The 25,171-nt window shown below is 71.5% G+C and carries 27 protein-coding genes; 11 read left to right on the top strand and 16 right to left on the bottom strand.

Features of this window, described 5'->3' with window-relative positions; translation table 11 throughout:
* Window positions 1-168: 168 nt before the first annotated feature.
* The gene (locus ACQEUX_RS27095) at window positions 169-921 is read right to left on the bottom strand and encodes a flavin reductase family protein (RefSeq protein WP_433057163.1); all 753 of its coding nucleotides are present in this window, start codon (window positions 919-921) and stop codon (window positions 169-171) included.
* A gap of 615 nt (window positions 922-1,536) precedes the next feature.
* Between ACQEUX_RS27095 and ACQEUX_RS27090 the strand changes: the two genes are divergently transcribed.
* Window positions 1,537-2,322, top strand: coding sequence for a helix-turn-helix domain-containing protein (locus ACQEUX_RS27090; RefSeq protein WP_433054054.1), 786 nt, complete (start codon window positions 1,537-1,539; stop codon window positions 2,320-2,322).
* Entirely contained in the window at window positions 2,319-2,525 is a 207-nt protein-coding gene (locus tag ACQEUX_RS27085) for a DUF397 domain-containing protein (RefSeq protein WP_433054051.1), read from the top strand. Before ACQEUX_RS27090 ends, ACQEUX_RS27085 begins: the two co-directional genes overlap by 4 nt.
* Here ACQEUX_RS27085 and ACQEUX_RS27080 read toward each other — a convergent pair.
* Both ACQEUX_RS27080 and ACQEUX_RS27075 read right to left on the bottom strand, forming a co-directional pair.
* The gene (locus ACQEUX_RS27080) at window positions 2,522-4,225 is read right to left on the bottom strand and encodes an ABC transporter permease (protein ID WP_433054048.1); all 1,704 of its coding nucleotides are present in this window, start codon (window positions 4,223-4,225) and stop codon (window positions 2,522-2,524) included. The two genes, ACQEUX_RS27085 and ACQEUX_RS27080, sit on opposite strands and share 4 nt — an antisense overlap.
* Window positions 4,210-4,974: an ABC transporter ATP-binding protein gene (locus ACQEUX_RS27075; protein WP_433054045.1), complete on the bottom strand. Its 765-nt coding sequence runs from the start codon at window positions 4,972-4,974 to the stop codon at window positions 4,210-4,212. Before ACQEUX_RS27075 ends, ACQEUX_RS27080 begins: the two co-directional genes overlap by 16 nt.
* 195 nt (window positions 4,975-5,169) lie before the next feature.
* Between ACQEUX_RS27075 and ACQEUX_RS27070 the strand changes: the two genes are divergently transcribed.
* Both ACQEUX_RS27070 and ACQEUX_RS27065 read left to right on the top strand, forming a co-directional pair.
* Window positions 5,170-5,670, top strand: a complete 501-nt coding sequence (locus ACQEUX_RS27070; RefSeq protein WP_433054042.1) for a SigE family RNA polymerase sigma factor — start codon at window positions 5,170-5,172, stop codon at window positions 5,668-5,670.
* Window positions 5,663-6,523: a hypothetical protein gene (locus tag ACQEUX_RS27065; protein WP_433054039.1), complete on the top strand. Its 861-nt coding sequence runs from the start codon at window positions 5,663-5,665 to the stop codon at window positions 6,521-6,523. The genes ACQEUX_RS27070 and ACQEUX_RS27065 overlap by 8 nt, the downstream gene beginning before the upstream one ends.
* A gap of 32 nt (window positions 6,524-6,555) precedes the next feature.
* On the opposite strand, the gene ACQEUX_RS27060 is transcribed toward ACQEUX_RS27065, so the two are convergent.
* Both ACQEUX_RS27060 and ACQEUX_RS27055 read right to left on the bottom strand, forming a co-directional pair.
* Window positions 6,556-8,196 (bottom strand): cation acetate symporter, encoded by a 1,641-nt coding sequence (locus ACQEUX_RS27060; RefSeq protein ID WP_433054036.1) that lies wholly within the window; start codon window positions 8,194-8,196, stop codon window positions 6,556-6,558.
* 1 nt (window position 8,197) lies between these two features.
* On the bottom strand, window positions 8,198-8,611 hold the full coding sequence (locus tag ACQEUX_RS27055) for a hypothetical protein (protein WP_433054033.1): 414 nt from the start codon (window positions 8,609-8,611) through the stop codon (window positions 8,198-8,200).
* 265 nt (window positions 8,612-8,876) lie between these two features.
* On the opposite strand from ACQEUX_RS27055, the gene ACQEUX_RS27050 reads away from it, so the two are divergent.
* On the top strand, window positions 8,877-9,428 hold the full coding sequence (locus ACQEUX_RS27050) for a Uma2 family endonuclease (protein ID WP_433054030.1): 552 nt from the start codon (window positions 8,877-8,879) through the stop codon (window positions 9,426-9,428).
* A 205-nt stretch (window positions 9,429-9,633) separates the two neighbouring features.
* Here ACQEUX_RS27050 and ACQEUX_RS27045 read toward each other — a convergent pair whose 3' ends face one another.
* Window positions 9,634-10,284, bottom strand: coding sequence for a DUF5701 family protein (locus ACQEUX_RS27045; protein WP_433054027.1), 651 nt, complete (start codon window positions 10,282-10,284; stop codon window positions 9,634-9,636).
* A gap of 120 nt (window positions 10,285-10,404) precedes the next feature.
* On the opposite strand from ACQEUX_RS27045, the gene ACQEUX_RS27040 reads away from it, so the two are divergent.
* Window positions 10,405-10,575, top strand: coding sequence for a hypothetical protein (locus ACQEUX_RS27040; protein WP_433054024.1), 171 nt, complete (start codon window positions 10,405-10,407; stop codon window positions 10,573-10,575).
* A gap of 48 nt (window positions 10,576-10,623) precedes the next feature.
* Here ACQEUX_RS27040 and ACQEUX_RS27035 read toward each other — a convergent pair whose 3' ends face one another.
* The 4 genes from ACQEUX_RS27035 to ACQEUX_RS27020 all read right to left on the bottom strand — a co-directional run bounded on the left by ACQEUX_RS27035 (window position 10,624) and on the right by ACQEUX_RS27020 (window position 15,370).
* Complete coding sequence (locus tag ACQEUX_RS27035) at window positions 10,624-11,385, bottom strand: LytR/AlgR family response regulator transcription factor (RefSeq protein ID WP_433057161.1); 762 nt, start codon at window positions 11,383-11,385, stop codon at window positions 10,624-10,626.
* Window positions 11,386-11,408: 23 nt separating this feature from the next.
* Window positions 11,409-12,635 (bottom strand): sensor histidine kinase, encoded by a 1,227-nt coding sequence (locus tag ACQEUX_RS27030; protein ID WP_433054021.1) that lies wholly within the window; start codon window positions 12,633-12,635, stop codon window positions 11,409-11,411.
* 39 nt (window positions 12,636-12,674) lie between these two features.
* Window positions 12,675-14,246: a sugar transferase gene (locus ACQEUX_RS27025; RefSeq protein WP_433057159.1), complete on the bottom strand. Its 1,572-nt coding sequence runs from the start codon at window positions 14,244-14,246 to the stop codon at window positions 12,675-12,677.
* 263 nt (window positions 14,247-14,509) lie between these two features.
* Entirely contained in the window at window positions 14,510-15,370 is an 861-nt protein-coding gene (locus ACQEUX_RS27020) for an Fpg/Nei family DNA glycosylase (RefSeq protein WP_433054018.1), read from the bottom strand.
* A 24-nt stretch (window positions 15,371-15,394) separates the two neighbouring features.
* Here ACQEUX_RS27020 and ACQEUX_RS27015 point away from each other — a divergent pair, with 24 nt between their 5' ends.
* Window positions 15,395-16,663: a glycosyltransferase gene (locus tag ACQEUX_RS27015; protein WP_433054015.1), complete on the top strand. Its 1,269-nt coding sequence runs from the start codon at window positions 15,395-15,397 to the stop codon at window positions 16,661-16,663.
* Window positions 16,664-16,680: 17 nt separating this feature from the next.
* Here ACQEUX_RS27015 and ACQEUX_RS27010 read toward each other — a convergent pair whose 3' ends face one another.
* The 5 genes from ACQEUX_RS27010 to ACQEUX_RS26990 form a co-directional block, all read right to left on the bottom strand.
* Complete coding sequence (locus ACQEUX_RS27010; protein WP_433054012.1) at window positions 16,681-17,403, bottom strand: CDP-alcohol phosphatidyltransferase family protein; 723 nt, start codon at window positions 17,401-17,403, stop codon at window positions 16,681-16,683.
* Window positions 17,378-18,445 carry an iron-containing alcohol dehydrogenase family protein gene (locus ACQEUX_RS27005; protein ID WP_433054009.1) on the bottom strand — a complete coding sequence of 356 codons (1,068 nt, stop codon included), beginning with the start codon at window positions 18,443-18,445 and terminating at the stop codon, window positions 17,378-17,380. Before ACQEUX_RS27005 ends, ACQEUX_RS27010 begins: the two co-directional genes overlap by 26 nt.
* On the bottom strand, window positions 18,433-19,164 hold the full coding sequence (locus tag ACQEUX_RS27000) for a sugar phosphate nucleotidyltransferase (protein ID WP_433054006.1): 732 nt from the start codon (window positions 19,162-19,164) through the stop codon (window positions 18,433-18,435). Before ACQEUX_RS27000 ends, ACQEUX_RS27005 begins: the two co-directional genes overlap by 13 nt.
* Before the next feature lie 124 nt (window positions 19,165-19,288).
* Complete coding sequence (locus tag ACQEUX_RS26995) at window positions 19,289-20,056, bottom strand: hypothetical protein (RefSeq protein WP_433054002.1); 768 nt, start codon at window positions 20,054-20,056, stop codon at window positions 19,289-19,291.
* Window positions 20,053-20,502 (bottom strand): NUDIX hydrolase, encoded by a 450-nt coding sequence (locus ACQEUX_RS26990; protein ID WP_433053999.1) that lies wholly within the window; start codon window positions 20,500-20,502, stop codon window positions 20,053-20,055. Before ACQEUX_RS26990 ends, ACQEUX_RS26995 begins: the two co-directional genes overlap by 4 nt.
* 113 nt (window positions 20,503-20,615) lie before the next feature.
* On the opposite strand from ACQEUX_RS26990, the gene ACQEUX_RS26985 reads away from it, so the two are divergent.
* The 4 genes from ACQEUX_RS26985 (at window position 20,616) to corA (ending at window position 24,244) form a co-directional block, all read left to right on the top strand.
* Window positions 20,616-21,011, top strand: a complete 396-nt coding sequence (locus ACQEUX_RS26985; RefSeq protein ID WP_433053996.1) for a CBS domain-containing protein — start codon at window positions 20,616-20,618, stop codon at window positions 21,009-21,011.
* Window positions 21,012-21,116: 105 nt separating this feature from the next.
* The gene (locus ACQEUX_RS26980) at window positions 21,117-21,575 is read left to right on the top strand and encodes an ester cyclase (protein ID WP_433053993.1); all 459 of its coding nucleotides are present in this window, start codon (window positions 21,117-21,119) and stop codon (window positions 21,573-21,575) included.
* A 106-nt stretch (window positions 21,576-21,681) separates the two neighbouring features.
* Window positions 21,682-22,776 (top strand): PLP-dependent aminotransferase family protein, encoded by a 1,095-nt coding sequence (locus ACQEUX_RS26975; protein ID WP_433053990.1) that lies wholly within the window; start codon window positions 21,682-21,684, stop codon window positions 22,774-22,776.
* A 319-nt stretch (window positions 22,777-23,095) separates the two neighbouring features.
* Entirely contained in the window at window positions 23,096-24,244 is a 1,149-nt protein-coding gene (gene corA, locus ACQEUX_RS26970; RefSeq protein WP_433053987.1) for a magnesium/cobalt transporter CorA, read from the top strand.
* 132 nt (window positions 24,245-24,376) lie between these two features.
* On the opposite strand, the gene ACQEUX_RS26965 is transcribed toward corA, so the two are convergent.
* A complete protein-coding gene (locus tag ACQEUX_RS26965; RefSeq protein WP_433053984.1) occupies window positions 24,377-25,153 on the bottom strand; it encodes a hypothetical protein in 777 nt (258 codons plus the stop codon).
* Between the last annotated feature and the right edge of the window lie 18 nt (window positions 25,154-25,171).

Genomic DNA, 25,171 nt, shown 5'->3' with positions numbered 1-25,171 from the left:
TCACCACCTTCACAGGCGTCAGAGGAGTTTCGCGCACCGTAGAGAGCACGCTCCCCGACGGGGAAGGGTGAGATCGACACCGGTCGCCGAGTGCGCCGAGCGGTTGGCTGGCTGCGCCGAGTGACCCAGATCACTCCGGTGACCGGTTGGTCTGCGTGAGCCGCCCGTTCAGCCCGGCAGCTCGTGATAGCGACCGCGATAGTGCAGCAGCGGCGTGGTCTCCTCAGCCAGGTCGATCGCCTCGATGGTGGCCTCCACCAGCAGGGCCCAGCCGTACTCCCGGGCGGTGTCCAGCCGGCACCCGGCCCAGCCGCCAGCGTCCCCGGGCACCGGCCCGTACGGCGTGTCGATCCACTCGCCGGTGGCGAAGAGCCCGCCCGGGGCGGGAAAGAGGCCGGCGAACCGGTCGGCGAGCTGCCGGTGGGGTGGGCCGAGGGGCGCGACCGCGAACCGGCCCGCCTCCTCGACCGCCGTCCACAGGTCGGAATCGGGGTCGATCAGCCCGATCAGCCGGTCCGGTTCCCCCTCGGCAACCAGGGTGGACGAGACCGTCAGCCCGGCCGGTCCGGGCGCCGTCCAGAGGGTCACCGGTGCCGCGAGCCGACCACGCAGCCGGCGGGCCGGGGACCGCTGCCCGCTCGGCACCGCGAACGGATCGGTGTGATGGATCTCGGCGCCCGGTTCATGATTCACGTGAAACATTGTGCCGCCCCGGCCCCGCGCCCAACCCAGGAAGCGCTCGTGCAGGTCGCTGGGTCGCCCATTGAGTTGGGCGAGCTGATCACCCGCCTCCGCCATCGCCGCGCCCAGGTAGACCAGCAGCGCCACGCGGTCGTGCCGGTACTCGGCGAGCAGCGCCAGCCGCGCCGGCTGGCATGGCCAGAGCGCGCCGCAGCTTCGACACCGCCAGAGCGGCCGCATCGGCAGGTGTGGCCGGCTCACCACCGCCCTCCGGTCGACGGCAGCGGCGCCGGCCGGCTGTGGCGCGGTCCGCTGGCCGGAGGGCGATGCCCGGATGACCGTGATGACTCTGAGGCATATTTATGCCTCAGAGTCATAGTGCTCGTGGGGACACGGCGGTCCCGGCCGCAATGCTCCCGGACGGCGCAGGTCACCAGCGGCCGCCGTTCGCACGCCAGGTCTGCGCCGGGGTCAGCCAGCCGGCCCGGCCCGGTCGCGGCAGGGCCACCGTCGGCCCGTTCGCCCACGCAGGTGGTCGAGCCGACTCGGCCGCCGGGCGCTCTGATCCAGTCGCGCCCTGCACGGCCGCCGGTGCCGCCACCTTCCTTTTCCGGTACGACCACCGCGCCCCGTTCCTGCCGCGGACGAACCCGAACATGGCTGGTCTCCTCCCAGTCGGCGGGGGCCGCCCCGATCGGGGGATGACCGGGGCGGCCCGAACGCAGGACCGGACGCCGGGACGTCGCCTCCACCGACCGGGCCGCGTGCCATCCACCCTGGACGGAAAGGCGCGGACAGGGGAGGATGCCAGGGCTTACTACGCAGCGGGGTCACGTACTTACCGGGAAGGTAAGGATGAACGTCGAGATGTGGGTACGGGCGTTGAAGGCCGCCCGCGCCGGTGCCGAGGTGTCCCAGGAGGCATTGGCGACCCTGACCAGGTGGAGTCCGTCCACGGTGGCTGCCATCGAGACCGGCCGGCGTCGGCCGACCATGGAGTTCGCGGTCGCCGCAGACGAGGCCCTCGCCACCGGCGGCCTCCTCGCCGAGCTTCTCAAGGCCGCCGACCAGGAGCGCGGTCCATCCTGGTTCGTCCCATGGCGCGGATACGAGCAGCAGGCGACGCGCCTACGTGCCTTCGAGGCATGCCTCGTGCCCGGCCTCCTCCAGACCGAGGAATACGCCCGCGCTGTTATCTCGGCGGGTGGACTACATCCGCCGGCTGTGGTCGACGAACTTGTTGCGGTTCGGTTGGAACGCCAACTGCTGCTGTCCCGGGATACGCCGCCGTATTGCGTCTTCCTGGTGGACGAGATGGGCCTTCACCGGCCGGTGGGCGGCCCTGCCGTGCTCAATGCCCAGCTTGGCCGAATGCTTGAGGTGGCAGACCTGCCTTTCGTCCGGTTGCACGTCATCCCACTGAGCGTCGGTGAGCATGTCGGCCTTGGCGGTGGGTTCGTGTTCGCCGAGTTGCCGGACGGGGACAGGGTGCTCTACCTGGAGAATGCGGCTCGCGGACACGTCATGGATGACCCCGAAATGATCGGATTGATTGATCGCAAATGGGATAGTCTGCTCGGCGAAGCGCTCTCGACAGGCACCTCAATGGATCTGATCCGGAAGCTGAAGGTGACGCCATGACGATGAACGGGCCACGCTGGCGCACGTCCACCCGGTCGACGGACTCCGGCGGCAACTGCGTCGAGGTGGCGGACAACCTGCCCGGCGTCGTCCTGGTTCGGGACAGCAAGGACCGCTCCGGCCCGACCCTCACCTTCGCTCCGGCCGCCTGGCGTGGCTTCATCGCCGGCGCTGCCCAGGCCCCCGGGCGACGCGCCGGTTAGCGGCGCGGGGTGACCGTCGCCAGCAACTCCGGCTGGCGCCGGTCCAACACGTCGCCGGCCACGTATGCGCCCAGCAGCGCCGCGCCCAGCCCGTACGCCGCACCCACCGGCAGGGCCAGCCAGAGCCAGGCATCGCCGAGCAGCGCCGCGGCCACCACCATCGGCACCGCGACGACCGCCGAGGCGAGCATGGCCAGCAGGGTGAGCAGGCCCTTCGCCACGCCAGCGCCGCTGTTCATCGCGAACGGATTGCTCGTCTCCGGCAGCGAATATGCGCCGAGCACCGAAACGAGGCTGTTCACCGCCAGACCGGCACCGTAGGTGGCGGCCAGGCTGCCGGCCGTGAGACCGATCCAACCCGGTCGGCCGAGCAGCAACGACAGCACCACTCCGACGACGGCCAGCATCGGCAGCACGTACAGCGAGAAGGCTGTCATCCGCGCCCGCAGCTCGACCCGGCCGGGCACCCCCGCCACCACGTTCGCGGCGTACGCGCTGCCGTCGAAGCCGAACTGGTTGGCCAGGGTGACGGCGGCGAGCACGCCCACGAAGAGCATCGAGATGGTGACCACGACCGGTGAGCTGTTGCTGGCAGCCGCCGTCAATCCCTCGTCCTCCATGGCCGCGAAGTCCCCGCCGGTAACGTTGATCATCACTGGCACGAAGATGCCGACCACCGCGATCGTGATCAGGTTGGCGCGGCGGCGAGCGTCCCGCCACCAGTACCGGGCCTCCCGGGCGACCAGGGCGCCGAACCGGTCCCGACGAGCCCAGCCCGCCACCCGGGGAAACAGTTGGGCGACCGCGCCACCGGTGACACCGCGCCGCACCGGAGCCCTACCGGCGCTCGCCGCACCCACCATCGCCGACTCGATCGACCGCGACCACCAGGCCAGCAGGGCGCCGAGCGCCACCACCGTGATCAGCAACTTGACCGGCGCGGCCCAGACCCGACCCTGGGCCACGTCGATGCCGGCGGTCCACGGTGCGCCGAACGGCGTCCAGCCGATCACGGTCGCCACGCCGGCCAGCCGGGTCCAGTCCGCCTCGCGCAGCGCCGCCAGGCCGAAGACCTGCAACGGGCCGAGCAGTGCGGCGGTCACCGCCAGCAGCACGGCCGCCAGGTCTCGTACCCGGCGGGACCGCAGCATGGTGGCGAAAGCACTGGTCACCGCCCGGCTCGCGGCCACGCAGAGCAGCAGGCCGGCGATCACGCCGAGCACGCCGACCAGGCCCGCCGACCAACCGCCCAACGACCACGCGGTGAGCACCAACCCGAGCGACGCGATCAGCGCCGCCAGCACCGGCACGCTGATCAGGGCCGCGACGAACAGGCCGGTCACCAACGTGCGGCGGGGCAGTGGCAGCAGCGCGAACCGGGCCGGGTCGAGTGTCTCGTCCACTCCGAAGAAGACCAGCGGCAGAAGCAGCCAACCGAGCACCAGCAGCCCGCCGCCCGCCGCCGCGACCAGCACCGCGTACTGACCGTTGCCCGACAGGCCGGGCGCGGCGAGGAGGAAGAAGCCACTGATGGCGAACCAGAGCCCGAGCACCGCGCCACCGATGAACAGCGCGATCCGCCAGCCCTGCCCCCGGAAGTTGTTGCCCATCACCCGCAGCTTGAGCCGCGCGAAGTGCCGAGCGGAGACAGCGCGTACCGGCGCGGCGGGTGTGGCCGCCGCGCTCACCGGGAGAGCCACGACAGCTCCTCGCCGGTCGCGGTGCGACCGCCGACGACCTCGACGAAGACCTGCTCCAGCGAACGGTCGCCGCGGACCTCGCCGATCGTCCCGACCCGGTTGATGGTGCCGCCGGCCAGGATCGCCACGTGCGAGCAGAGCCGCTCGACGACCTCCATCACGTGACTGGAGAAGACCACCGTGCCGCCGCCGGCCGCGTACCTGGTGAGGATGTCCCGGATCAGCGCGGCCGAGACCGGGTCGACCGCCTCGAACGGCTCATCCAACACGAGCACCCGAGGGCCGTGCAGCAGCGCGCAGGCCAGGCCGATCTTCTTCTTCATGCCGGCCGAGTAGTCAACCACCAGCGTCCGGCCGGCGTCGCCGAGCGCCAGCACGTCCAGCAACTCCGCGGCGCGCTGGTCCACCACCGTCGGGTCCATCCCCCGCAACAATCCGTTGTACGCCAGCAACTCCGCCCCGGTCAGCCGGTCGAAGAGGCGGACCCCGTCGGGCATGACGCCGAGCAACCGCTTGGCGGTCACCGGGTCCCGCCAGACGTCGTGCCCGAGCACCCAGGCCGAGCCCGCGTCTGGCCGCAACAGCCCGACCGCCATCGACAGGGTGGTGGTCTTGCCGGCGCCGTTCGGACCGAGCAGGCCGTAGAAGGACCCGGCGGGGACGTCCAGGTCGACGCCGGCCACCGCGATCGTGCCGTCGAACCGCTTGGCCAGGCCACGCAGTGCGAGTGCGGGGTGCTCAACAGTCATGGGCCGACGTTATCCGTCGTTCGCCAGTTCCGCCGTCCGGCGGCGGGCGGACCCGTCGTCATCCCGGAGGCGGAGCTACGGCCGCTCGCGGAGAGAGTCAGGTGTCCGACTCCCCGTACGACCTCGTTGGCGGCGCATGCAACCGGACGTCGCGATGGCGGGTGACAGTGGCGACAGCGACGCGGGGAGGGGACATTGGACAGAGACGAAGGGTTCGAGGAGTTCTATCGAGCCACCAGGCATCGGGTCGTCACCGTGCTTTTTGCGCTCGGTGGTGATCTCGGTGAGGCGCAGGACGCCGCACAGGAGGCATACGTGCGGGCCTGGCAGCGCTGGCAGCGCATCGGCGAGTACGGCGATCCAGAGGCGTGGGTGCGTGCCGTGGGGCATCGTCTCCTGATGAACAGGTGGCGCAAGATCCGCAACGGAATCACCGCGTACCGACGGCACGGCCCGGCTGCCGCGGTGGGACCTCCATCGGAGAACACCGTCGCGTTGGTGACCGCGTTACGCCAACTGCCCAGCGAACAACGCGAGGCGGTCGTGCTGCATCACCTGACCGACCTCTCCGTTGCGGACATCGCGCTGCAGACCGGTGTGCCGGTAGGCACCGTGAAGGCTCGCCTCGCCCGGGGTCGCAAGGCCCTGGCTCTCCTGCTCGGCACCACTATCTCGGAGGAGGTCAGCCATGCCTGATTCGCTCTTCACCGACCTGTTCCGCGACACCGAGCAGCTGACCTGGCATCCGACCGAGCAGGTGCGGCAACGCGCCCGGCGGCGTACCCGCCAGACGCGGATCGCGTCGGTGCTCGCCGGCGCGGTGGCGGTGGCTGTGGTGGCCACCGGCGCGGTGGCCCTGGCCGGCGGCCAGGATGGGGCGCCGACACCGGTGCTGCCGGCCACCGGATCACCCACCCCGACGCCCGTGCCGTCGGCCACCCCGAGCCGGACCCCGTCCCCGCCGCCGGCGACCTCCAACACGCCCGTCGCCCCGCCGTCGAGCCCGTCGGCGACCAGCGACCGGTCGCCGACCGGTTCCACCAACCCGGCCGTCCCGGCTGCGGCCATGCTGCGGCTGTCGGATCTGCCCGCCGGCTTCACGATGACGGAGGGCGATGTCGACGGCGACTGGAGCCTGGAGTCGGTGTCGATCTACTGCCGTAACGCGTCCTCGTCGACGGCGGTGGGGCAGATCGCCCAGCGGACCGTGTCGTTCGACTCGCCCACCGCCAGCATGATCCAACGGGTCACCCGCCACTCGGCTGGCAATGCCGCCACCGTGCTGGACCGGGTACGTGCGAAGTTCAGCGACTGCACCCCGATTCGGACGGGCGATTCGCTGTCGGTCCTGGCCGACGGGTTGGGAGCCGGTGACGAGTCCCTGCTGGTGGGCTCGACGATCGAGGGCGAGCCGAGCCGCTGGCTCGTCGTACGGCAGGGCGACCTGGTGGCACAGGTGACGCTCGACATGGACACCACGCCGGAGGAGGCGCGGACGTACGCCCGTCCGGTGGCGCAGCGGCTCTGCGCCGGCACCGACGCCTGCTGACCGGCGGGTCGTCAGCAGGGCCCGGCCTCCCTTTACATGCGGAGGGCTTCGGGGGTGTGCAGGCGGAGCATGGTGGCCGCGACGTCGGCGGGAGCGCGGCGGCGGGTGGCCATCGACACCGCGACCATCACGGTGAAGGCCAGTGGCACCGTCCAGGCGGCCGGCTGCGCGATGAGCGTGGCCGGCCAGCCGGACAGGGTCGGGCCGAGCACCGTGATCAGCACCGCTCCGATCGCCGCACCGCCGCCGGCCAGCACCCCGGCGGCAGCGCCCAGGTCGGTCAGCCCGCGCCACCAGATGCCGAGCACCAGCAGCGGGCAGAAACTCGACGCGGCGACCGCGAAGGCCAGCCCGACCACCTGCGACACGTCCAGCCCTGAGACGTGCAGCGCCAGGACCGTCGGCACCGCTCCCGCTATCACCGTGGCCAGCCGGAAGCCGCGTACCGAGCCCCGGCCGAGGACGTCCGTCGAGATCACCCCGGCGACGCTTGTCAACAGCCCGGACGAGGTGGAGAGGAAGGCCGCGAACGCGCCCGCCGAGACCAGGGCGGCGAGCAGCCGCCCGACCATGCCGTCGCCGAGGGCCGCACCGGGCAGGAGCACCACCACCGCGTCGGTCTGCCCGCTGATCAGCAACTGCGGCGTGTAGATCCGGCCGAGCACCCCGTACAGGGTGGGCAGCAGGTAGAAGGCGCCGACCAGGGCCAGCACGACCAGGGTGGTACGGCGTGCCGCCGCGCCGTCCGGGTTGGTGTAGAAGCGGACCAGCACGTGCGGCAGGCCCATGGTGCCCAGGAAGGTCGCCAGGATGAGCGAGTACGTGGCGAACAGACCCCGGTCGTCGTCACCCGCGGCGCTGGGCAGCAGCCAGTCGCTGGCGTCGGTGGCCACCCCGGACACCTCCGGCACCGGGTCACCGGCGGCGAAGGTCAGCTCGTCGCCGGGGCGTACCTCCCGGACGTCGCCGTCCGGCAGCGTGAGGGTCGCGCGGTGCTCGACCACGACGGTGGTCGCGGTCCGGAACGTCGGCCCGTCGGGCGGAGTCACCGCGGGGCGGGCGTCGGCCTGCCACTGCAACGCCAGGAAGATCGCCGGTACGGCGAGAGCGGTCAGCTTGAGCCAGTACTGGAACGCCTGCACGAAGGTGATTGCCCGCATCCCGCCCAGCGCCACGTTCGCGGTGACCACGGCGGCCACCAGCAGGGCACCGAGCGGGTACGGGGAGCCGGCCACCGTGGCCAGGGTCAGCCCGGCGCCCTGAAGCTGCGGCACCAGATACAGCCAACCGATGAAGATCACGAAGACGGTGGCCAGGATGCGTAGCCGGCGGGAGCCGAGCCGCAGTTCGCAGAAGTCGGGCAGGGTGAACGCGCCGGAGCGGCGCAGCGGCGCCGCCACGAAGAGCAGCAGGGCCAGGTAGCCGGCCGCGAACCCGACCGGGTACCAGAGCACGTCCACGCCGTACTTGAGAACCAGGCCGGCGATGCCGAGGAAGCTCGCCGCCGACAGGTACTCCCCGCCGATCGCCGCGGCGTTCCAGGTGGGACTGATCGCGCGGGAGGCGACCAGGAAGTCGGAGGTGGTGCGGGCCAACCGCAGCCCGTAGAAGCCGATTCCGACGGTGACCAGGGTGACCGTGACGATGGCCGGGACCACGTAGTCGTTGCCCACCTCAGCGCTCCGGCCGCTGCACCAGGTCGGTGAAGTCCTGTTCGTTGCGCTCGGCCAGCCGCACGTACGCCCAACCCACCCCGATCAGGAACGGGAAGGAGGCGACACCCAGCAGCAGCCACGGCAGGTTGACGCCGGCGACGGTGGTGCGGCCGAGTGACGGTGCGATGGCGAACAACCAGGGCAGCCCGCCCAACCCGATGGCGACCACCAGCGAGAGCCGCAGCGCCAGGGCGAGCTGGGCCCGCACCAGGCCACGGACCAGCGCCTCGCCGACCTGGGTCTGCTGGGCCAGCTCGGCGCGTGTCCGCTCAGCCCGGGTGTCCTGCCGGCTGATCTCGGCCAGCACGATCCGGGCCCGCCGGGGCGGCGGTACCGAACCGCCCGACCCCACGTCAGGGAGTTGCTTGGCCACCCCGGCAGTCTCGCCCGCCGTGCGGGATTGTCAAGCGGTGTCCGTCACCAGCGTCGCGTACCTGGGCAGTCTGTGACGCCGGCGGTCGCCGGGATCGCGGTGCGCTGTGGAGATCGGCGGCTGACGTTGTGGATAACCTGTGGAGAACCGGCCATGCCTGTGGATAACTCGGCAGCCATGCCCGCTGGCCTCCACGAACAGCCGAGGCTCGTTGTGGACGACCGGCCGAGCTGTCAGGGTGGTCCGGTAGAGAGGAGGTGTGACGGTGACCAATCCTGCCCGGCCCGGCTGGGGCGACGCCTGGACGGTGGACGACCTCCAGAGTCTTCCCGAGGACGACCAGGTCTACGAGATCTTCGACGGGAGCCTGCTCGTGTCCCCCCATGCGGACGTCTTCCACGGAGCGGTCGCCAACCGCCTCCGCCGGCTGCTCGATCGGCAGGCCCCCGCCGGCGTGTTCGTCGGTCAGGACATCGGTGTGAGCGCGAAGCGCTCTTCGTACTTCGTGCCGGATCTCTTTGTGGCCAACGAGAGCGCGATGGACCGGGGTGGTGCCGCGCTCGACCCGACCGACGTGCTCCTCGTCGTCGAGGTGATCTCGCCAAGCAACGCCGGTCGCGACCTGGTGCTCAAACGCCATGAGTACGCCGCCGTCGGCATTCCCCGCTACTGGCTGGTGGAGCCCCGGAAACAGACCCTGACCGTGTTGGTGAACGGCGCGGGCGGTTACCGCGAGCAGGCCGTTCTGCCGGTTGGCGAGGTCTACCGCACCGAGCAGCCGTTCCCCCTCGCGCTGCCGCTGGTCGACATCTTCTGACCCTTCGCCCGGACCTTGGGACAACTGCTCGCCGCGTTGCGCGAACTGCCCTATGGGGCAGCGAGACCCCTGGCCCTGCATGACCTCGTCGACCTGCCGGGCTTGATCCACTTGATATTCCGGAAGTCGGGGCATCCGGGGCGTGGGATGGCCCGTCTTCCGGGAATCCGAGTCGATCAAGGGCGAGGGCTGGTGGCGCGTGCGGTCACGCCAGGCCGACGCGCTCCGGTCGGGCCGAGGCGGAACCGAGCCAGGTGTGGGGGTTGCCGTACCAGCACCAGCCCAGCTTCGGTGCGCCCTGGCTGATCCAGAGTGCCGGCACCCGTTTGTCGCCGCACCGCGATCCGACCAGCGAGAAGCACCTGTTGCTGGCCAGCGCGGTCGGGTACAGCGTGATGAAGGCGAGCCCCTCGTCGATGGTGAGCGGCAGGCGGCCCTGGGCGGTCATCCCGGCCAGCGCCGCAGCCGGCGGCAGGTTGCGGAACTCCTCGCCCCGGTCGACGTCGAAGAGGAGGTACGCCGGCCCGGCCGGCACCTCCAGCTCCTTGATCGGGTCGAAGCGCGGCAGGTCGTCCTCGGCGTAGTGCCGGTCGAGGAATCCGGGCTTGCGCTTGCCGGCGAGCGTGGTGAGGGCCAGTCGCGCCTCCACCTCGACCAGGTCCCGCGTGGTGACCAGCAGGAACGGCACCCGGGCATCGGTGGGCTCGGGTAGGCCGGCGGTGCCGTCGACCGCCCTGGCCCGCAGGGGTGCGACCAGGTCACGGAAGGTGCTCTCGGGCAGCCCGGCCAGCCCGGGGTAGTCCAGTTGCACCAGCAGGTCGAGCTGGCGGTCGAATTCGGTGGCAGCGTCGAACACGGCGGCTCCATTCGTCGTTCGGGATACCGTACAACGTACGACAGGCGCGGCTATTCCCGCTGCCGTGATGCAACCCCCACGGGCGAGATCGAGGCGCTGACCGGTAAGCGGCAGAAGAGCGTGCAGTACCTCATCGTGGTCGAGTTGCCCGGCGACCGGGCGCTCGAGGCGAGCGTGCTGAACATGGTCGGGGTCGACGAGTCGGCCGTTCCCGCGCAGCCGCAGGCTCCGCTGTCCAGGGAACAGCTGAAGGACCTCGCCCTGGCCATCGCCGACCAGGTCAAGGCCTGACGACCACCGAGGCGGGCGCGGAGACGACGAGCAGGGCTGGGAGCCGGGTCACCGGCCCCAGTCCTGCTTCGCCGCCCTGACCAGCTTGTCCTTCAGCTCCCGGGTATGCCGCCGGCTCACCGGCAGCTCGGTTCCGTCGATCACCACCACGTAGCCGGAGTTGACCAGCCGCAGCTCCGCGATCAACTTCAACTGCACCAGGTACGACCGGTGCACCCGGACGAAACCGGCATCGGCCCAGCGCTCCGCCAGCGTGGCCAGCGACACCCGCACCAGGTGCGACCCCTCCGCGGTGTGCAACCGGGCGTAGTCACCCTGCGCCTCCACCCAGCGCACCGCCGAGCGGGGCAACATCCGGGTGGTGCCGGCCAACTCGATCGGGATGGTCGGGTCCTCCTCGGCACGGGCCAGCGCCGCCGGATGCGACGGCACCACCCGTGAGCCGATCACCCGGCGCAACGACTCGGCGAGTCGGTCGGCGCGGACCGGTTTGCGGACGTAGTCGGTGGCCCCCAGATCGAACGCGTCGACCGCGCCGTCGTCGTACGCGGTGACGAAGACGATCGCAGGCGGCCGGGCGAACCGGCGCAGCACCCGGGCCAGCTCCATCCCATCCAGCCCGGGCATCCGGATGTCCAGGAAGACCACGTCCACGTCACCGTCACGGAGCAGCCGCAGCGCCTCGGTCGCGTCCCCGGCGGTGTGCAGCCGGGCCACCCGGGGGTCGGCCCGCAGGTGGTACGCCAGTTCGTCGAGCGCGGGCGGCTCGTCGTCCACCGCCAGGACCCGCAGAAATCCGGACGCGCTCACCGCAGCCGTCCCGATTCGCTCGCTCACGATCCTGCCCGCACGCCGGGATGGAACTTCGGCACCCGCATGCTCACCTTCGTGCCCGAACCCAGCCCGGTCTCCACGACCAGGCCGAACCGGTCCCCGAAGACCGACCGCAACCGCTCGTCGACGTTGGAGAGGCCCACGTGCTGGCCCGTGTCGTCGCCCGGGTCGCCCGTGCCGCGGGCCAGCTCGGCGATGCCGGCGGTCAGCGTGGTCGGATCCATTCCCACTCCGTCGTCCTCCACCGTGATGTGGCATTCGGCGCCCGCGTCCCGGGCCTCGATGCTCACCATGCCCGTGCCCGGCTTGCGGGACAACCCGTGGCGGACCGCGTTCTCCACCAGTGGCTGCAGGCAGAGAAACGGCAGCGTCACCGGCAGCACCTCCGGGGCGATCTGCAACCGCACCTGCAACCGGTCGCCGAACCGGGCCCGCTCGATGGTCAGGTAGCGGTCGATCGACCGCAACTCCTCGGCGAGGGTGGTGAACTCCCCGTGCGCCCGGAACGAGTACCGGGTGAACTCCGCGAACTCCAGGATCAGCTCCCGGGCCCGCTCCGGATCGGTGCGTACGAACGAGCCGATCGCGGTCAGCGCGTTGTAGATGAAGTGCGGGCTGATCTGCGCCCGCAACGCCCGGATCTCGGCACGGGCCAACCGCTCCCGCGACGAATCCAGCTCGGCCAGAGCGAGCTGGTTACCGGCCCAGTGCGCGGTCTCCAGGGTGGCCTGCACCAGCCCGGGCGCCGGTGGGCTGTCGGCGATCGCCACCAGCGCGCCGACCACCCGGCCGTCCGCCCCCTGCAACGGCGCGACAACCGCCCCTCGGATCGGGCAGTCGACCCGGTCGCAGCGCAGCTCCTGCTCGCCGAGCACCGTCGAGCGGCCGGTGTCCACCGTCCGCTGGGCCGCCGCGAGCAGTTGTTCGCCGTGGTGCGTGCCGCGCCCGTCGAGGGCGAGCAGCCGGTCGGCGTCGGCGAGTGCCAGCCCGGCCGCGCCCACCAGGGCCCGCAGATGGCGTACGGCCTTCGCCGCGCCCGCCTCGCTCAGCCCCGCTCGTAGCGGCTCGGCGGCCAGCCCGGCGGTGTGCAGCACCTCGTAGGTGGCTCGCTGGGTGGCGGTGGCGATGCCACGGCGGGCACGTAACCGCAGCACCGCCCACAGGGCAGCGGTCAGCGCGGTGACGAGTGATACGACGCCGACCACGGCGGAGAGGTTGGCACCCACGCAGCGATCCTTGCCCCTGCGACCCGGCGCGCCAACCCCCTAGTACGCGCCCTTGCGGGCGAGTACCACACCGACGGTGCGCCACAGGATGCTCAGGTCGTACGCCAGCGACCAGTTGTCGACGTAGTAGAGGTCCAGCCGGACCGACTCGTCCCAGGACAGGTCGGAGCGGCCGGAGACCTGCCACAGGCCGGTCATACCCGGGCGGACCAGCAGCCGGCGGCGCACGTCACCCAGGAAGTCGCCGTCGTCGGCCGGCAGCGGGCGGGGGCCGACCAGCGACATCTCACCCCAGAGCACGTTGATCAGCTGCGGCAGCTCGTCCAGCGACGAGGCCCGCAGGAAGCGGCCGACCGGGAAGACCCGGGGGTCCTGCTTCATCTTGAACAACATGCCGTCGGTCTCGTTCCGGTCGACCAGGCTGGCCAGCCGATCCTCGGCGTCGACGTACATCGTCCGGAACTTCCACACCCGGAACGTGCGCCCCTCGTGCCCCACCCGGGGCTGACGGAAGAACACCGGCCCACGGTCGGAGAGCTGGATCGCCACGGCGATGCCCAGGAAGAGCGGAACCAGCAGCAGCAGGCCCAGGCCGGCGGCGACCCGGTCCATCAGGTTCTTGGCCAGCAGCGCAGGCCCGGAGAGGGTCGGTTCCTCGACGTGCAGCAGCGGCAGACCCTCGATCGGCCGGATGTGCACCCGAGGGCCGGCGATGTCGGTGAGCTGCGGGGCGACCACCAGGTCGACGCCGGAGCCCTCCAGTTGCCAGGCCAGGCGGCGCAGCTCACCCGGCTCGGCGCTGGCCGACCCGCAGACGGCGATGGTGTCCCCACCGACCTCACGGACCAGGGCCAGGACGTCACGCCCGGCGTACACCGGCACGGGGGTTGGCATCCCCCGCGCCGCCGCGTACCCGTCGGTGATGTGGATGGCGACGGGCATCAGCCCGGCGGCCGGGCTGCGGGTGACCGCCGCGTAGACCTCCAGGCACTCGGGCAGGGTGCCGACCAGCACCATCCGGTGGGCGGCCTGACCGGCGCGCCGACGGATGTAGTGCAGCGCCCAGCGGGCCACGAACCGGCCCCAGAGGATCAGCAGTGTCGCGCCGACCAGCGCCGTGCCCACGGTGAACCGGGAGAGCTGGGTGACGGTGGAGAAGGCGAGGAAGGAGACGCTCGCGGCCACCGTCACCGATGCCCGGATCACCCGCTTGAACTCGTCCGGGCCGAGCCCCAGGTAGCGCCGGTCGTAGGCCCGGTTGCTCCAGAGGATCACCACCCAGCCGAGCGGAAGCAGCAGGTAGGAGACGGTGTGGAACCACGTCGGGTCCTGTTGGGTGCCGGAGAACCCGGAAGCGGCCTGGTCGAAGAGCTGGATCGCGATCCAGCTGGCGAACGCCGCCGCGCCGAAGTCGAGCAGCAGCAGGATCGCGATGTAGGGGCGGTGCCAGCGGGAGACACGGCGTCGCGCCCTCGTCCAAGCCGACCGAGGGACGCCGTTGTGTGACGGCGGCGTCGGCGGCTGGATCTCGAAGCTGTCGACGTGCCGCACGAGTCTGCTCCGGCCTTCGTTGGTTACCGGGCGCTGGAGGCTTGCCGTCACCTCACCCATGTCCTCCCGCATGACACGGGCCGCTCACTCGGCGTGAGGGCCCGGGTCGCCCACCGTCCCAGTCTCCCACGCGGGCTCCGACCGGTCGCCGCCCGAAGGAGATTGGCGACCGATGGTGCCGGCGGGATCTGGCCGGCTCCGCACCATTTCAGAAGCCGGGGACCGGGCCACTATACCGATGGATGCGCTCGTGGCGAGAACGGCGGACCGGAGCTTCCGCTCAGTCGGGCCGATTCCACTCCGTAGTCGCCGAGTGGGATTACTCACCGTACGAGACGGGACAACCGTCGGTCAGCGAGCGGCTTTCCGCCGGTCTGGCAGGTCGGGCAGTACTGGAGGCTGGAGTCAGCGAACGACACCTCCCGCACGGTGTCTCCGCACACCGGGCAGGGCAGCCCGGTGCGGGCGTGCACCTTCAACCCGGAGCGCTTCTCACCCTTCAACTCCGCCGCCCGCTGACCGAGGGACCGCTCGACCGCGTCACCGAGGACCTGCCGGGTCGCCGCGTGCAGGGTTGCCATCTGGGCGTCGGTGAGCCGATCGGTGATCGCGAACGGGGACAGCTTCGCGGCATGCAAGATCTCGTCGGAGTACGCGTTGCCCACCCCCGACAGCACCGACTGGTCGGTCAGCACCCCCTTGACCTGCCCTCGCCGGCTACGCAGCCGCTCAGCGAAGGCGGGCAGGTCCGCGGCGAGCGCGTCGGGGCCCAACTTGGCCACCCCGGGCACCGCAGCCACGTCGGTGACCAGGTACGCGGCCAGCTTCTTCTGGGTGCCGGCCTCGGTGAGGTCGAAGCCGGAACCGTCGTCCAGGCGTACGCGGAGTGCGATCGGGCCCTTGCCCGGACGCAGTGGGGTGGTTGCCGGGAAAGCCTCCCGGTAGTGCAGCCAGCCCGCCCGGGCCAGGTGGACCACCAGGTGCAGGTCGCCCTCGAAGAGGACGTCGAGGAACTTGCCGTGCCGGCTGGCGTCGACCACCGCCCGACCGGCGACCGCGGTCGGTGCCGGTTCGTACGTTTTCAGGGCGCTGATCGCGGCGATCTCCAGCCGGTCGACACGGCGCCCCACCGCGCGCTGTCGCAGGTAACCCGCGAGCGCCTCAACCTCCGGTAGTTCGGGCACGACACAACGGTAGCCTTCTTTACCGTGAGAATCGTGGTGGCGCACAACCGGTACCGGGAAGCTCAGCCCTCCGGCGAGAACACGATCGTCGACTCGGAGATCGCTCAGCTCACCGACGCTGGCGTCGAGGTGCTGCCGTTCATCCGAAGCTCGGACGAGATCCCGTCGATGTCGAAGGTGGCGAAGGCACTGCTGCCGATCTCGCCGATCTGGGCTCCGCGGGCCCAGCACGACCTGAGCCGGCTGCTCACCGAGCACCGACCGGACGTTCTGCACCTGCACAACCCGTACCCCCTGCTCTCGCCGTGGGTGGTGCGGACGGCGCACCGGCACGGCGTGCCGGTGGTGCAGACGGTGCACAACTACCGGCAGGTCTGCTCCTCGGGGATCTACTTCCGGGACGGCGTGATCTGTCAGGACTGCAAGGGGCGGGCGCTGGGCGTGCCGGCGATCAAGCACCGCTGCTACCGCGACTCGGCGGCACAGAGCGCGTTGATGGCGACCACCCTGGCCGTGCACCGGGGGACCTGGCGTTCGGTGGACCGGTACATCGCGCTCACCTCGGCGATCGCCGACCACCTCCGTGATTACGGCATTCCGGACGAACGAATCGTGGTGAAGCCGAATTCGGTGCCTGATCCGGGGCGGCCGACGCCGCTCGGGGACGGGTTCCTCTACATGGCCCGGCTCTCGCCGGAGAAGGGCGTGGACCTCCTGCTGGAGGCCTGGCGCAGGCACCCGGTGGGTGCGCTGGGCACGCTCCGCGTGGCGGGCGGCGGCGAGCTGCGCCCGCTCGTCGAGGCGGCCGCCGCCGAGCGACCCGACGTGGTCTACCTCGGCCAGCTCGACCGGGCCGGAGTGCGGGCGGCGGTCGAGGCGAGCGCGGTGGTGATCGCCGCTTCCATGTGGCACGACGTGCTGCCGACCGTGATCATCGAGGCGCTGGCGAGCGGCCGGCCGGTGCTCGGCACGGCGTTGGGCGGCATCCCGTACATGGTCGGGGCGGATGCCCCGCACGAGCCCGCTGGCACCGGCCCAGCCGACGTCGCCTCCGCGGTGGTCGGGGGCGGCGGGTCGCCCGTGCCGGCCGGGATCGCACCGGGCGAGGCCGGCTGGGTGGTCGCCCCGGAACCAGCCGCGCTGGCCGCCGCTCTGCCGGTGGCCCGTGCCGGTGCGCCCGGTCTGGCGCCGGCAGCCCGCGCTCGCTACGAGCGGACCTTCCATCCCGATGTGGTCACCAAGCAGCTCATCGACATCTACGCCGGCGTGACCCGCACCCCCAGCCGCGTCTGACCCCCCCCGGCTGGCGGTCAGCGGAGGGAGGCGCGGGCCGAGAAGGCGATGCTGGCGAGCAGGAAACCTCCGTTGACGATGGTGAACGCGACCATCACCCAGAGGACCAGCGCGGGGGCCACAGCCAGCACCAGGGCGGCCACGAAGATCACCGCGCCGTAGTCGCGGACGAGCTTCACCAGGCGGACCGGCAGCGAGGTCGAGGTGACCATGCTGGCCGCGTTCGGGCCGGCCTGCATCACCGAGGTGACCAGGTTGACCATCCAGGTGCCCGCGAAGGTCGCGACCAGCCAGGTCGGGGTGGACGGCTCCTGCGCCACCGCGGTGGCGGCCAGCGCTGCCACCAGGGCGATCTGCGCCGCCACGTCGCAGAGCACGTCGACCCGGGCGCCGGCTGCGCTGCCCTGGCCGGTCACCCGGGCCAGTTGCCCGTCGGCGCAGTCCAGGGAGTACGCCACCTGCCAGCCGATCAGGGCGAGCAGGCCGACGACCCAGGCCGGTACGTCGCCCGCGGCGACCGGGCCCGCGAGGGCCACCACGGTGACCGAGGTGGCCAGACCGAGCACCAGGTTGGTGATGGTCAGCGCGGTCGGGCGCAGCCCGAGCCGCTGGGCGACCAGCGCGAAGACGGCCCCCAGCCACTGGCTGATCGACTCGCTGAACAGGCCGCCGCCCCGGTTCACCCGGTGGAAGTCGGCGACGGTGGGACGGGGGTCAGCCAAGCTGGTCGCGGATTGCACCGGCGTAGTCTGCCAGCCGCTCCCGCGTCTCGGTAGGCGACAGCGCGAGGTGTTCGAGGATGGTGTACCGGTCCGGCCGGGTGCGCGGTGCGAACTGCACCGCCTCCACGAACTGGTCGTCGGTGAGCGCCACCTCGGCGGGGAGCCGGGGCAGGCCGTGCCGGGCCAGGCAGGCCGACATCTCCCCGAAGCGGCGCAGGTCCCCGCGCAGCCAGGTGCAGAAGAGCGCGCCCAGCCCGGCCAGCTCGCCGTGCGAGGCGGTGCCGGGGTAGAGCGCATCCACCGCGTGCATGATCTCGTGACAGCCGCCACTGGACGGACGGCTGGTGCCGCAGATCGCCATGGCAAGGCCGCTGGAGATCAGCGCTTCGGCCAACACGGTGACGAAGGCGTCGTCGCTCATGTCGCCCGGGTGGTTGAGCACCGCTTCGGCGCCCGCCCGCGCCAGCGACGCGGCCAGCCCGTCGACCGGCTCGCCGCGTACCTGCCGGGACAGCTCCCAGTCGGCCAGGGCGCTGATGTTGCTCACCACGTCGCCGATGCCGGCCCGGTTGTGCCGGTCCGGGCCGCTCTCCACGAAATCCAGGTCGACGATCACCGCGATCGGGATGTGCACCCCGTAGGAACCCTTGATTCCGTCGGTGATCAGGCTGGCAACCGGAGAGGCGATGCCATCGTTGGCGAGGCTGGTGGCCACCGAGACCATTGGCAGTCCCCGCCGGGTCGCCGCGTACTTCGCCACGTCTATGGTCTTGCCGCCGCCGATGCCCACGACCGCGTCGTACGACCGGGCGCGGAGCTTGCCGCCGAGATCGTCGGCGGCGTCCAGAGTCCCCCCGGTGACCGTGAACACGTCGGCGGTCCGCAGCGACGGCCGGATCAGCTCCGCGATCTGGGAACCCTGACCTGGGCCGACCACGACCGCCACGTCACCGCCCGCGGAGATCCGCCCGTCGGCCAGGATCGCGCCCAGGTCGGCGACCGCCCCGCGTCGCACGTCGATGTGCAGCGGGGTGAGGACGCTCCGCGCTAGTAGCGGCACGCGATCTCCCGCGCGCGGGCCAGGTCGGCGTGGTTGTCGACCTCGACCCACGGGACGTCGCCGATCGGCGCTGCCCGCACCTCGCCACCCCGGTCGGAGAACTCCTGGTAGCCGTCCTCGTAGTAGAGGTTCGGGTCACGCCGCCAGGTCGCCTCCAGGGCGTCGGCCAGCGCGTCGGCGACCTGCGGCTCAATCAACGTGGCGCCGATGTACTCCCCGTACGCCTCGCCCGGGTCCATGATCTTGGTGATCCGGGTGAGCTGGCCGGCGGCGTCGAAGGTGGTCTTCATCTCCTCCTCGGCCAGCGGCTTGAGCGTGTCCACGGCGAGCAGGATGCCCGGCCCACGCTCGGCGAGCAGGGTCTTCTCCACGCTCACCGGGTGCACGGTGTCCCCGTTGACCAGCAGCACCCCGCGCGCGAAGTACTCCCGGGCCAGCCAGAGCGAGTAGGCGTTGTTCCACTCCTCGGCCTTGTCGTTCTGCACCAGGGTGAGCGTGACCCCGTACCGCTTCTCCAGGTCGGCCTGCCGGTCGCGGACCGCGTCCGCCGCGTAGCCGACCACGATCACGATCTCGTTGAGCCCGACCTCGGCGAGGTTGCCGAGCGCGATGTCCAGGATCGTGGTCTCGCCGTCCACCGGCACCAGCGCCTTGGGCAGGGTGTCGGTGTACGGGCGCAGCCGGCGTCCCGCTCCGGCCGCGAGCACCATTCCGATCATCGCGACATCCTCCCTCGTCCTGCTCCCCGTCACCGCTGGAGGATAGCCCCGGCTGGCCGCGCCGCTCCGGCCAACCGGGTCAGCCGGGCAACGCCGCCAGGTCAATCGAGCAGTGCCCGCCGGGTCAGCCGGGGAGGGCGGCCAGGTCGGCGAGCATGGTCAGGCGCTCCTCCGCGCCGAGCGCGGCGTACGGACCGGCGGCCCGCCGGTCGGTCTCCAGCTCGATGGCGAGCCGTTCGGGGCCGGTCGGCAGGGCGGCGATGCTCGACGCGGTGTGCCCGGCGGCAGCCCAGGCGGCAGCGTGCGCGTCGGCCCGGTGGTACCGCAGCGTGCCGAGCCGGTTGAGCAGCAGCACGCCCGACGGGGTGCCGTCCGGCTCGTACGGGGGCGCCATCGCGGCGAAGGCCGAGCCGCCCCGGTCGCCCTCCTCGTCGGCCAGCACCAGGGCGTACGACAGCAACCGGCCGAGCACTGCCACCAGCCGGGACACCCGCTCGTCGTGCCCGGCCCACAGCTCCTCGGTGACCTCGGCGTGCACCTGGTACAGCCCGGTGAGGAAGGCCGCACCACGCTCGGTGGCGGAGAGCGCGCCGTCCGGGGCGCGGTAGATCATCCCGTGTGCCACCTGTTTGTCGACGGTCCGCTGGCAGGCGGCCGGGTCCTGGTACCGGGTGATCGCTGCGAACCCCGGCCCGTCGACCGTGCCACCGGGTGCGGCCAGCCGGGTGCGCAGGTCGACGAGGAAGCCGGTCGCCGCCACTCCGCCGTAGCGCTGGGACAGCTCGGCGCCACCACCGTCCCGGCCGGCCAGCATGCCGGCGCGGAAGATCCGGTCCACGGCCGGGGCGAGCAGCCCGGCGATCCGGTGCGGCGCCACCGCGACGGTGTTCACAGACCGATCGACCGCAGGACGGCGAAGCCCTCCTCCGCGATCCGCCGGATCAGCCCGTCGTTGACGTCGCGGTGCTCGTCCAGCATGGTCACCTCGTGCTCGGCCAGCCAGCGGTACTCGGTGTGCTTGCCAGCCTCCAGCGTCGGGCGGTCGAGGTCGCCGTCGACCCGGACCAGGAAGTCGTACTCGATCCGGGCCAGGCCGTCGTCGCCCACGTAGCTGTACTCACCCACCTGGCCCAGCACGTGCGAGAGGACCCAGCCGGTCTCCTCGGTGATCTCCCGGCCGAGTGCTTCCTCGATCTCCTCGCCGGGCTCCAGGTGCCCGCCGACGATGTCCCAACAATTGGGAAAGAGGCGTCGGTGCGGTGAGCGGCGCTGGAAGAAGATGCGGCCGTCGTGGTCGACGACCAGCGCGCCGGCACAGCGCAAGGGCTCGGTGGACACCGTTCGACAGTAGCGACCGCCCGGAGTCGCGGCGATGTTCGGCCTTGTCCCGGAAACATCCACGGACCACCATGTCCATACCGGATGCCACCGTCCCAAAGGGGTGATGCGTGATGCAGGTACGGGAAGCGATGTCCAGCCAGGTCCTCGTCGTCGGTCCGGAGCACACGCTCCGCCAGGCGGCCCGGATGATGTCGGCCCGTGGTGTCGGGTCGGCGGTCGTGGTCGACCCGGATTCCGAGGGAATCGGGATCATGACCGAACGGGACGTGTTGAAGGCCATCGGCGCCGGGCTGGACTGCGACGTGGAACGCACCGGCGCCCACCTGACGTGGGACGTGGTCTACGCGGGGCCCGAGTGGACGGTGGCCGAGGCCGCCGCCGCGATGGCCCGGGGCGGGTTCCGGCACCTGGTGGTGCTGGACGGCCGGGAGGTCGCCGGGGTGATCTCCGTCCGGGACATCATGCGGGTCTGGGCGGAGAGTCAGGCCGCGATCGCCGCGACCTGACCGGCCGGGCCGGATTCTTGGCGCTCGCGGGTGTGCCCGGCTGAACAGCCGGGTAGGGATTCCCTGCGGGCGCGGAGATGCCGTGGGCTCGCGGGGGAGGTCCCGATGCGCGACGCGGAGCGGCTGGTCGAGCAGCAGTACGCCATGCTCCTGCGTCGGGACGTGGCCCGTCTGCCGGATCTCTACGCCCCGGAGGCGTTCTACGCCATGCCGGGCGTGACGGTCCGTCCGATCGAGCTGCCCGCGCTGCTGCGAACCTGGACCGGCGCCTTTCCGGACCTACGGGTCGACCCGCTGGGCGCGGTCCGTACGGGCGGTGGTGCGGCCGTGGAACTGCGCCTGACCGGCACCCACACCGGCACACTGCACTCGCCGTACGGCACCGTCGCGCCCACCGGCCGGGTGGTGAGCTGGGAGGTGGCCGACGTGGTGCGGGCCCGCAAGGGTCAGATCACCGCGTGGCGCTCGTACTTCGACTGGAGCCAGCTCCTCGACGCGCTCGGCGTGCAGCTGGAGGGACTTTCCCGGGCGGCGCAGCACGACGCGCTCGCCCTTCCGGTCTGATCTGCCGCCGACCGGTGGAGTCGGGTCACCCGACCCGGTGGCTCAGGATGCGGACATCGCCGTGCCGTCCGCGCGTCCCCCGCCGTCGCCCGTACGCTCAACATCCATGACCGCCGAGCAGTTGATCTCCTTTGCCCGTGGGGCTCCCTCGCTGGACATCGTCGATGTCGAGGGGCTCAAGGCCGCCGCCGTCCGCGCCTTCGACGCCGACCCCGCGGGGGTCACGGCGTACGGCACCTCCGTCGGTTACCGACCGCTGCGAAAGTGGATCGCCGAGAAGCACGGGGTCGAGGCCGACCAGGTGCTGGTCACCAACGGGTCGCTCCAGGCCGACGCGTTCCTCTTCGACCACCTGGTCCGCCCCGGCGACGCGGTCGTGGTGGAACGTCCGACGTACGACCGGACGCTGCTCAACCTCCAACGGATGGGCAGTGAGCTGCACGGCGTTTCAGTCCAGCCGGACGGCCTCGACACCGCCGAGCTGCGCAAGCTGCTGGAGTCCGGGGTCCGCCCCCGGCTCGCGCACGTCATCCCGAACTACCAGAACCCGGCCGGCATGACGCTCTCCCTGGAAAAGCGTCGGGAGTTGCTCGACCTGGCCGCCGAGTACGAGTTCACGATCTTCGAGGACGACCCGTACGCGGACATCCGTTTCCGCGGCGAGGCGCTGCCGTCGATGCTCTCACTGGACACCCGCAACGTGGTGGTGCACGCGTCGAGCTTCACCAAGACCGTCTGCCCGGGTGTGCGGGTCGGGTACCTGGTCGGTCCGGCCGACCTGATCGCCGCGATCGCCAAGAACGCGACAAGCCTCTACATCTCGCCCGGGATGGTCTCGCAGGCGATCGTGCACCAGTTCTGCGTCTCCGGCGACATCGACCGCTCGATCGAGACCGTGCGGGCGGCGTTGGGCGAACGGGCCCGGGTGCTCGCCGAGTCGCTGCGCCGGCACCTGCCGCAGGCGCGGTTCGTGGAGCCCGACGGCGGCTACTTCCTCTGGGTGGAATTCCCGGAGGACGTGCTGGTCGACCGGCTCGCCCCGGCGGCGGCCGAGCGCGGGGTCGCCGTCGTGAAGGGCAGCGACTTCGTGCTGGACGGTGGGCGGCACGCCCTGCGGCTGGCCTTCTCGGCGGTGACCGCCGACCGGATCGACGAGGGCGTCCGTCGGCTCGCGGAGGCCGTCGAGGCCGTCCGCAGCTGATCTATCTGTCGGGTTCCCGACAGAACGACGATGCCGGCCGTCCCGGGACTCCCGCCCGGGCGGCCGGCGGCCCACAATGCTGCGAGCGTCACCCGTCAGATGTAGCGGAACTCACCGCCTGGCCTCCGGGCTGGTCGCGACCCGGATGACGCGGCAGCACAACCCCCGCCCCCACAGGCGCCGGGTGGGCCGTGTCGTCCCCGCACCCCCGATGCGGCCCGGCCCGCCCGGCGTCACCCCCACGCGACGGCTGTCACACGTGGCCTCGACCGCAGTCGGCGTAGCCTGCAAGCCGCAGCTGAGCGCGGGAGGTGACGCGATGACGGATCGGACAGAGCGGGACCGGACGGCACCGTCGACCACCGGTCGGGTCCTTCGACCTCGGGCGTGGCCGTCCCCGGTCCGGGCCATGACCCGGATACTCAACGCCGACGGCTCGCCGCCCGTGCCGGCCCCGGCTGGCACCGGTCGCAGCTCGGTGGTCGACTGCGCGCTCTACGTCGACGGTAAGCGGCAACCCGGCGACTGGACGTACGCGGACGCGCTCGCCGCGGCCCGCCGCGAGGAGCACGGCTTCGTCTGGATCGGTCTGCACCAGCCGGAGTTGGCCGAGATGACCGCCATCGCGGAGACCTACGGCCTGCACGAGCTCGCCGTCGAGGACGCGGTGAAGGCCGAGCAGCGTCCCAAGCTGGAGCGGTTCGGCGATGTCGTCTTCCTGGTGCTGCGTACCGCCCGGTACTGCGAGCACGCCGAGCTGACCGAGAACTCCGAGGTCGTGGAGACCGGGCAGGTGATGCTCTTCATCGGGCCGAACTTCGTGATCAGCGTCCGGCACGGGGATGCCTGCCGGCTCGCGCCGATCCGTGCCGACCTGGAGACCAAGCAGGAGTTGCTGCTCCAGGGCCCGTGGGCGGTGGCGTACGGGGTGACCGACCGGGTCGTCGACCTCTACCTGGAGGTGGCCGACCAGATCGAGGACGACCTGGACGTGCTGGAGGCCGAGGTCTTCGATCGCCACGGCCACGGGCGGATCCAGCGGATCTACCAGATGAAGCGGGAGCTGGTGGAGTTCAAGCGGGCGGTGGTGCCGTTGCAGCGGCCGCTGATGACGCTGACCTCCCAGGTCAATCGGGACGTGCCCAAGGAGATCCGGCGCTACTTCCGGGACGTGCAGGACCACCTGAGCCGCACCGTTGAGCAGGTCAACTCCTACGACGACCTGCTGAACTCGATCCTCCAGGCGCGGTTGGCCCAGGTCACCGTCGACCAGAACAACGACATGCGCAAGATCGCCGCATGGGCCGGCATCGCCGCGGTCTGGACCGCCATCGCCGGCATCTACGGCATGAACTTCGACAACATGCCCGAGTTGAAGATGACGTACGGCTACCCGGTGGTCCTGGCCCTCATGCTCGGCGTCTCGCTTGCCCTCTATCGCTGGTTCCGCCGCAACGGCTGGCTCTGACCCGCGCGGCTGGCTCTGACCCGCGCGGCGGAACGCCGACACGGGCCCGCCGGGACACGGGCCCGCCGGGACACGGGAGCGCCGGCGGGCGGGGTGACCCGCGTCGCCGGCGCTCGATGCGCTGTCCCTGGGTCAGCGGCGGCCGTTGGTGCGGGTCGTGTTCTTGCCCAGCGCCTTGGTGAGGTCGTCGGTCGGCCGACCGGAGACGTCCGTGGCGCCCTCGGCGACCGCCGGGACCTTGTCCGTCGGGCGGATGCCGGTCTGCTTGGCCGTGCCGGTGGTGCTGGCGCTGGTGCCGCCGGCCACCGCCGAACTTCCGGCACCGTTCATCCCCGCCGCGCCGGTCATGGCGGACCCGTCGGTCCCCTTGGTGGCGGACGGCGTCCGCACCTCGATCGAGTCGACCTCGTCGTGCATCGGCTCGAGGGTGCGGGTCGGGTCGTACTCGGCCCACTCCTGCTGCTCGCGGCGGCGGCGCAGGGCGACCGCGCCGGCCAGGCCGGCGATGGCACCCGCAGCCAACAGGCCGGTCATCATCGAGCCGCGACGGCGCGGCTGCTTCTTCTTGCCGGTGATCCGCATGTTCTTCGACCTGGCCTTCCTGGTCAACGGCCCTGCCTGCGCGGCGCCGTCACGGGCCGCCGCGGCCAGCGGTGCCAGCGTGGTGAGTGTCGTCCCCCAGCCGGTCGTCGCGCGGTCGCGAACCTTCGCCGCGGTCGGCCCGACGTAGCCCCGGGCCACCTGAATCCGCGGCCCGACGGTCGCGCCGGTGCCCCTGGCAGCGTGGTTGGCTGCCTGCATCAGGTGGCTGATGCTCTGGTTCAGCTCGGCCTTGGCGAGCTGCCCCTGGGACTTGCGCCGCCCGAATCCAAACACGGTCCTACCTCCTGGGAGTTGTTCCTTCGTCATCCTCCACCTTCGGATGCC

Source organism: Micromonospora sp. CA-259024, from assembly GCF_050936255.1.
Lineage (GTDB): Bacteria > Actinomycetota > Actinomycetes > Mycobacteriales > Micromonosporaceae > Micromonospora.
The sequence above is the reverse complement of the archived record's forward strand: the minus strand, read 5'-3'. Positions and strand labels throughout refer to the sequence as shown.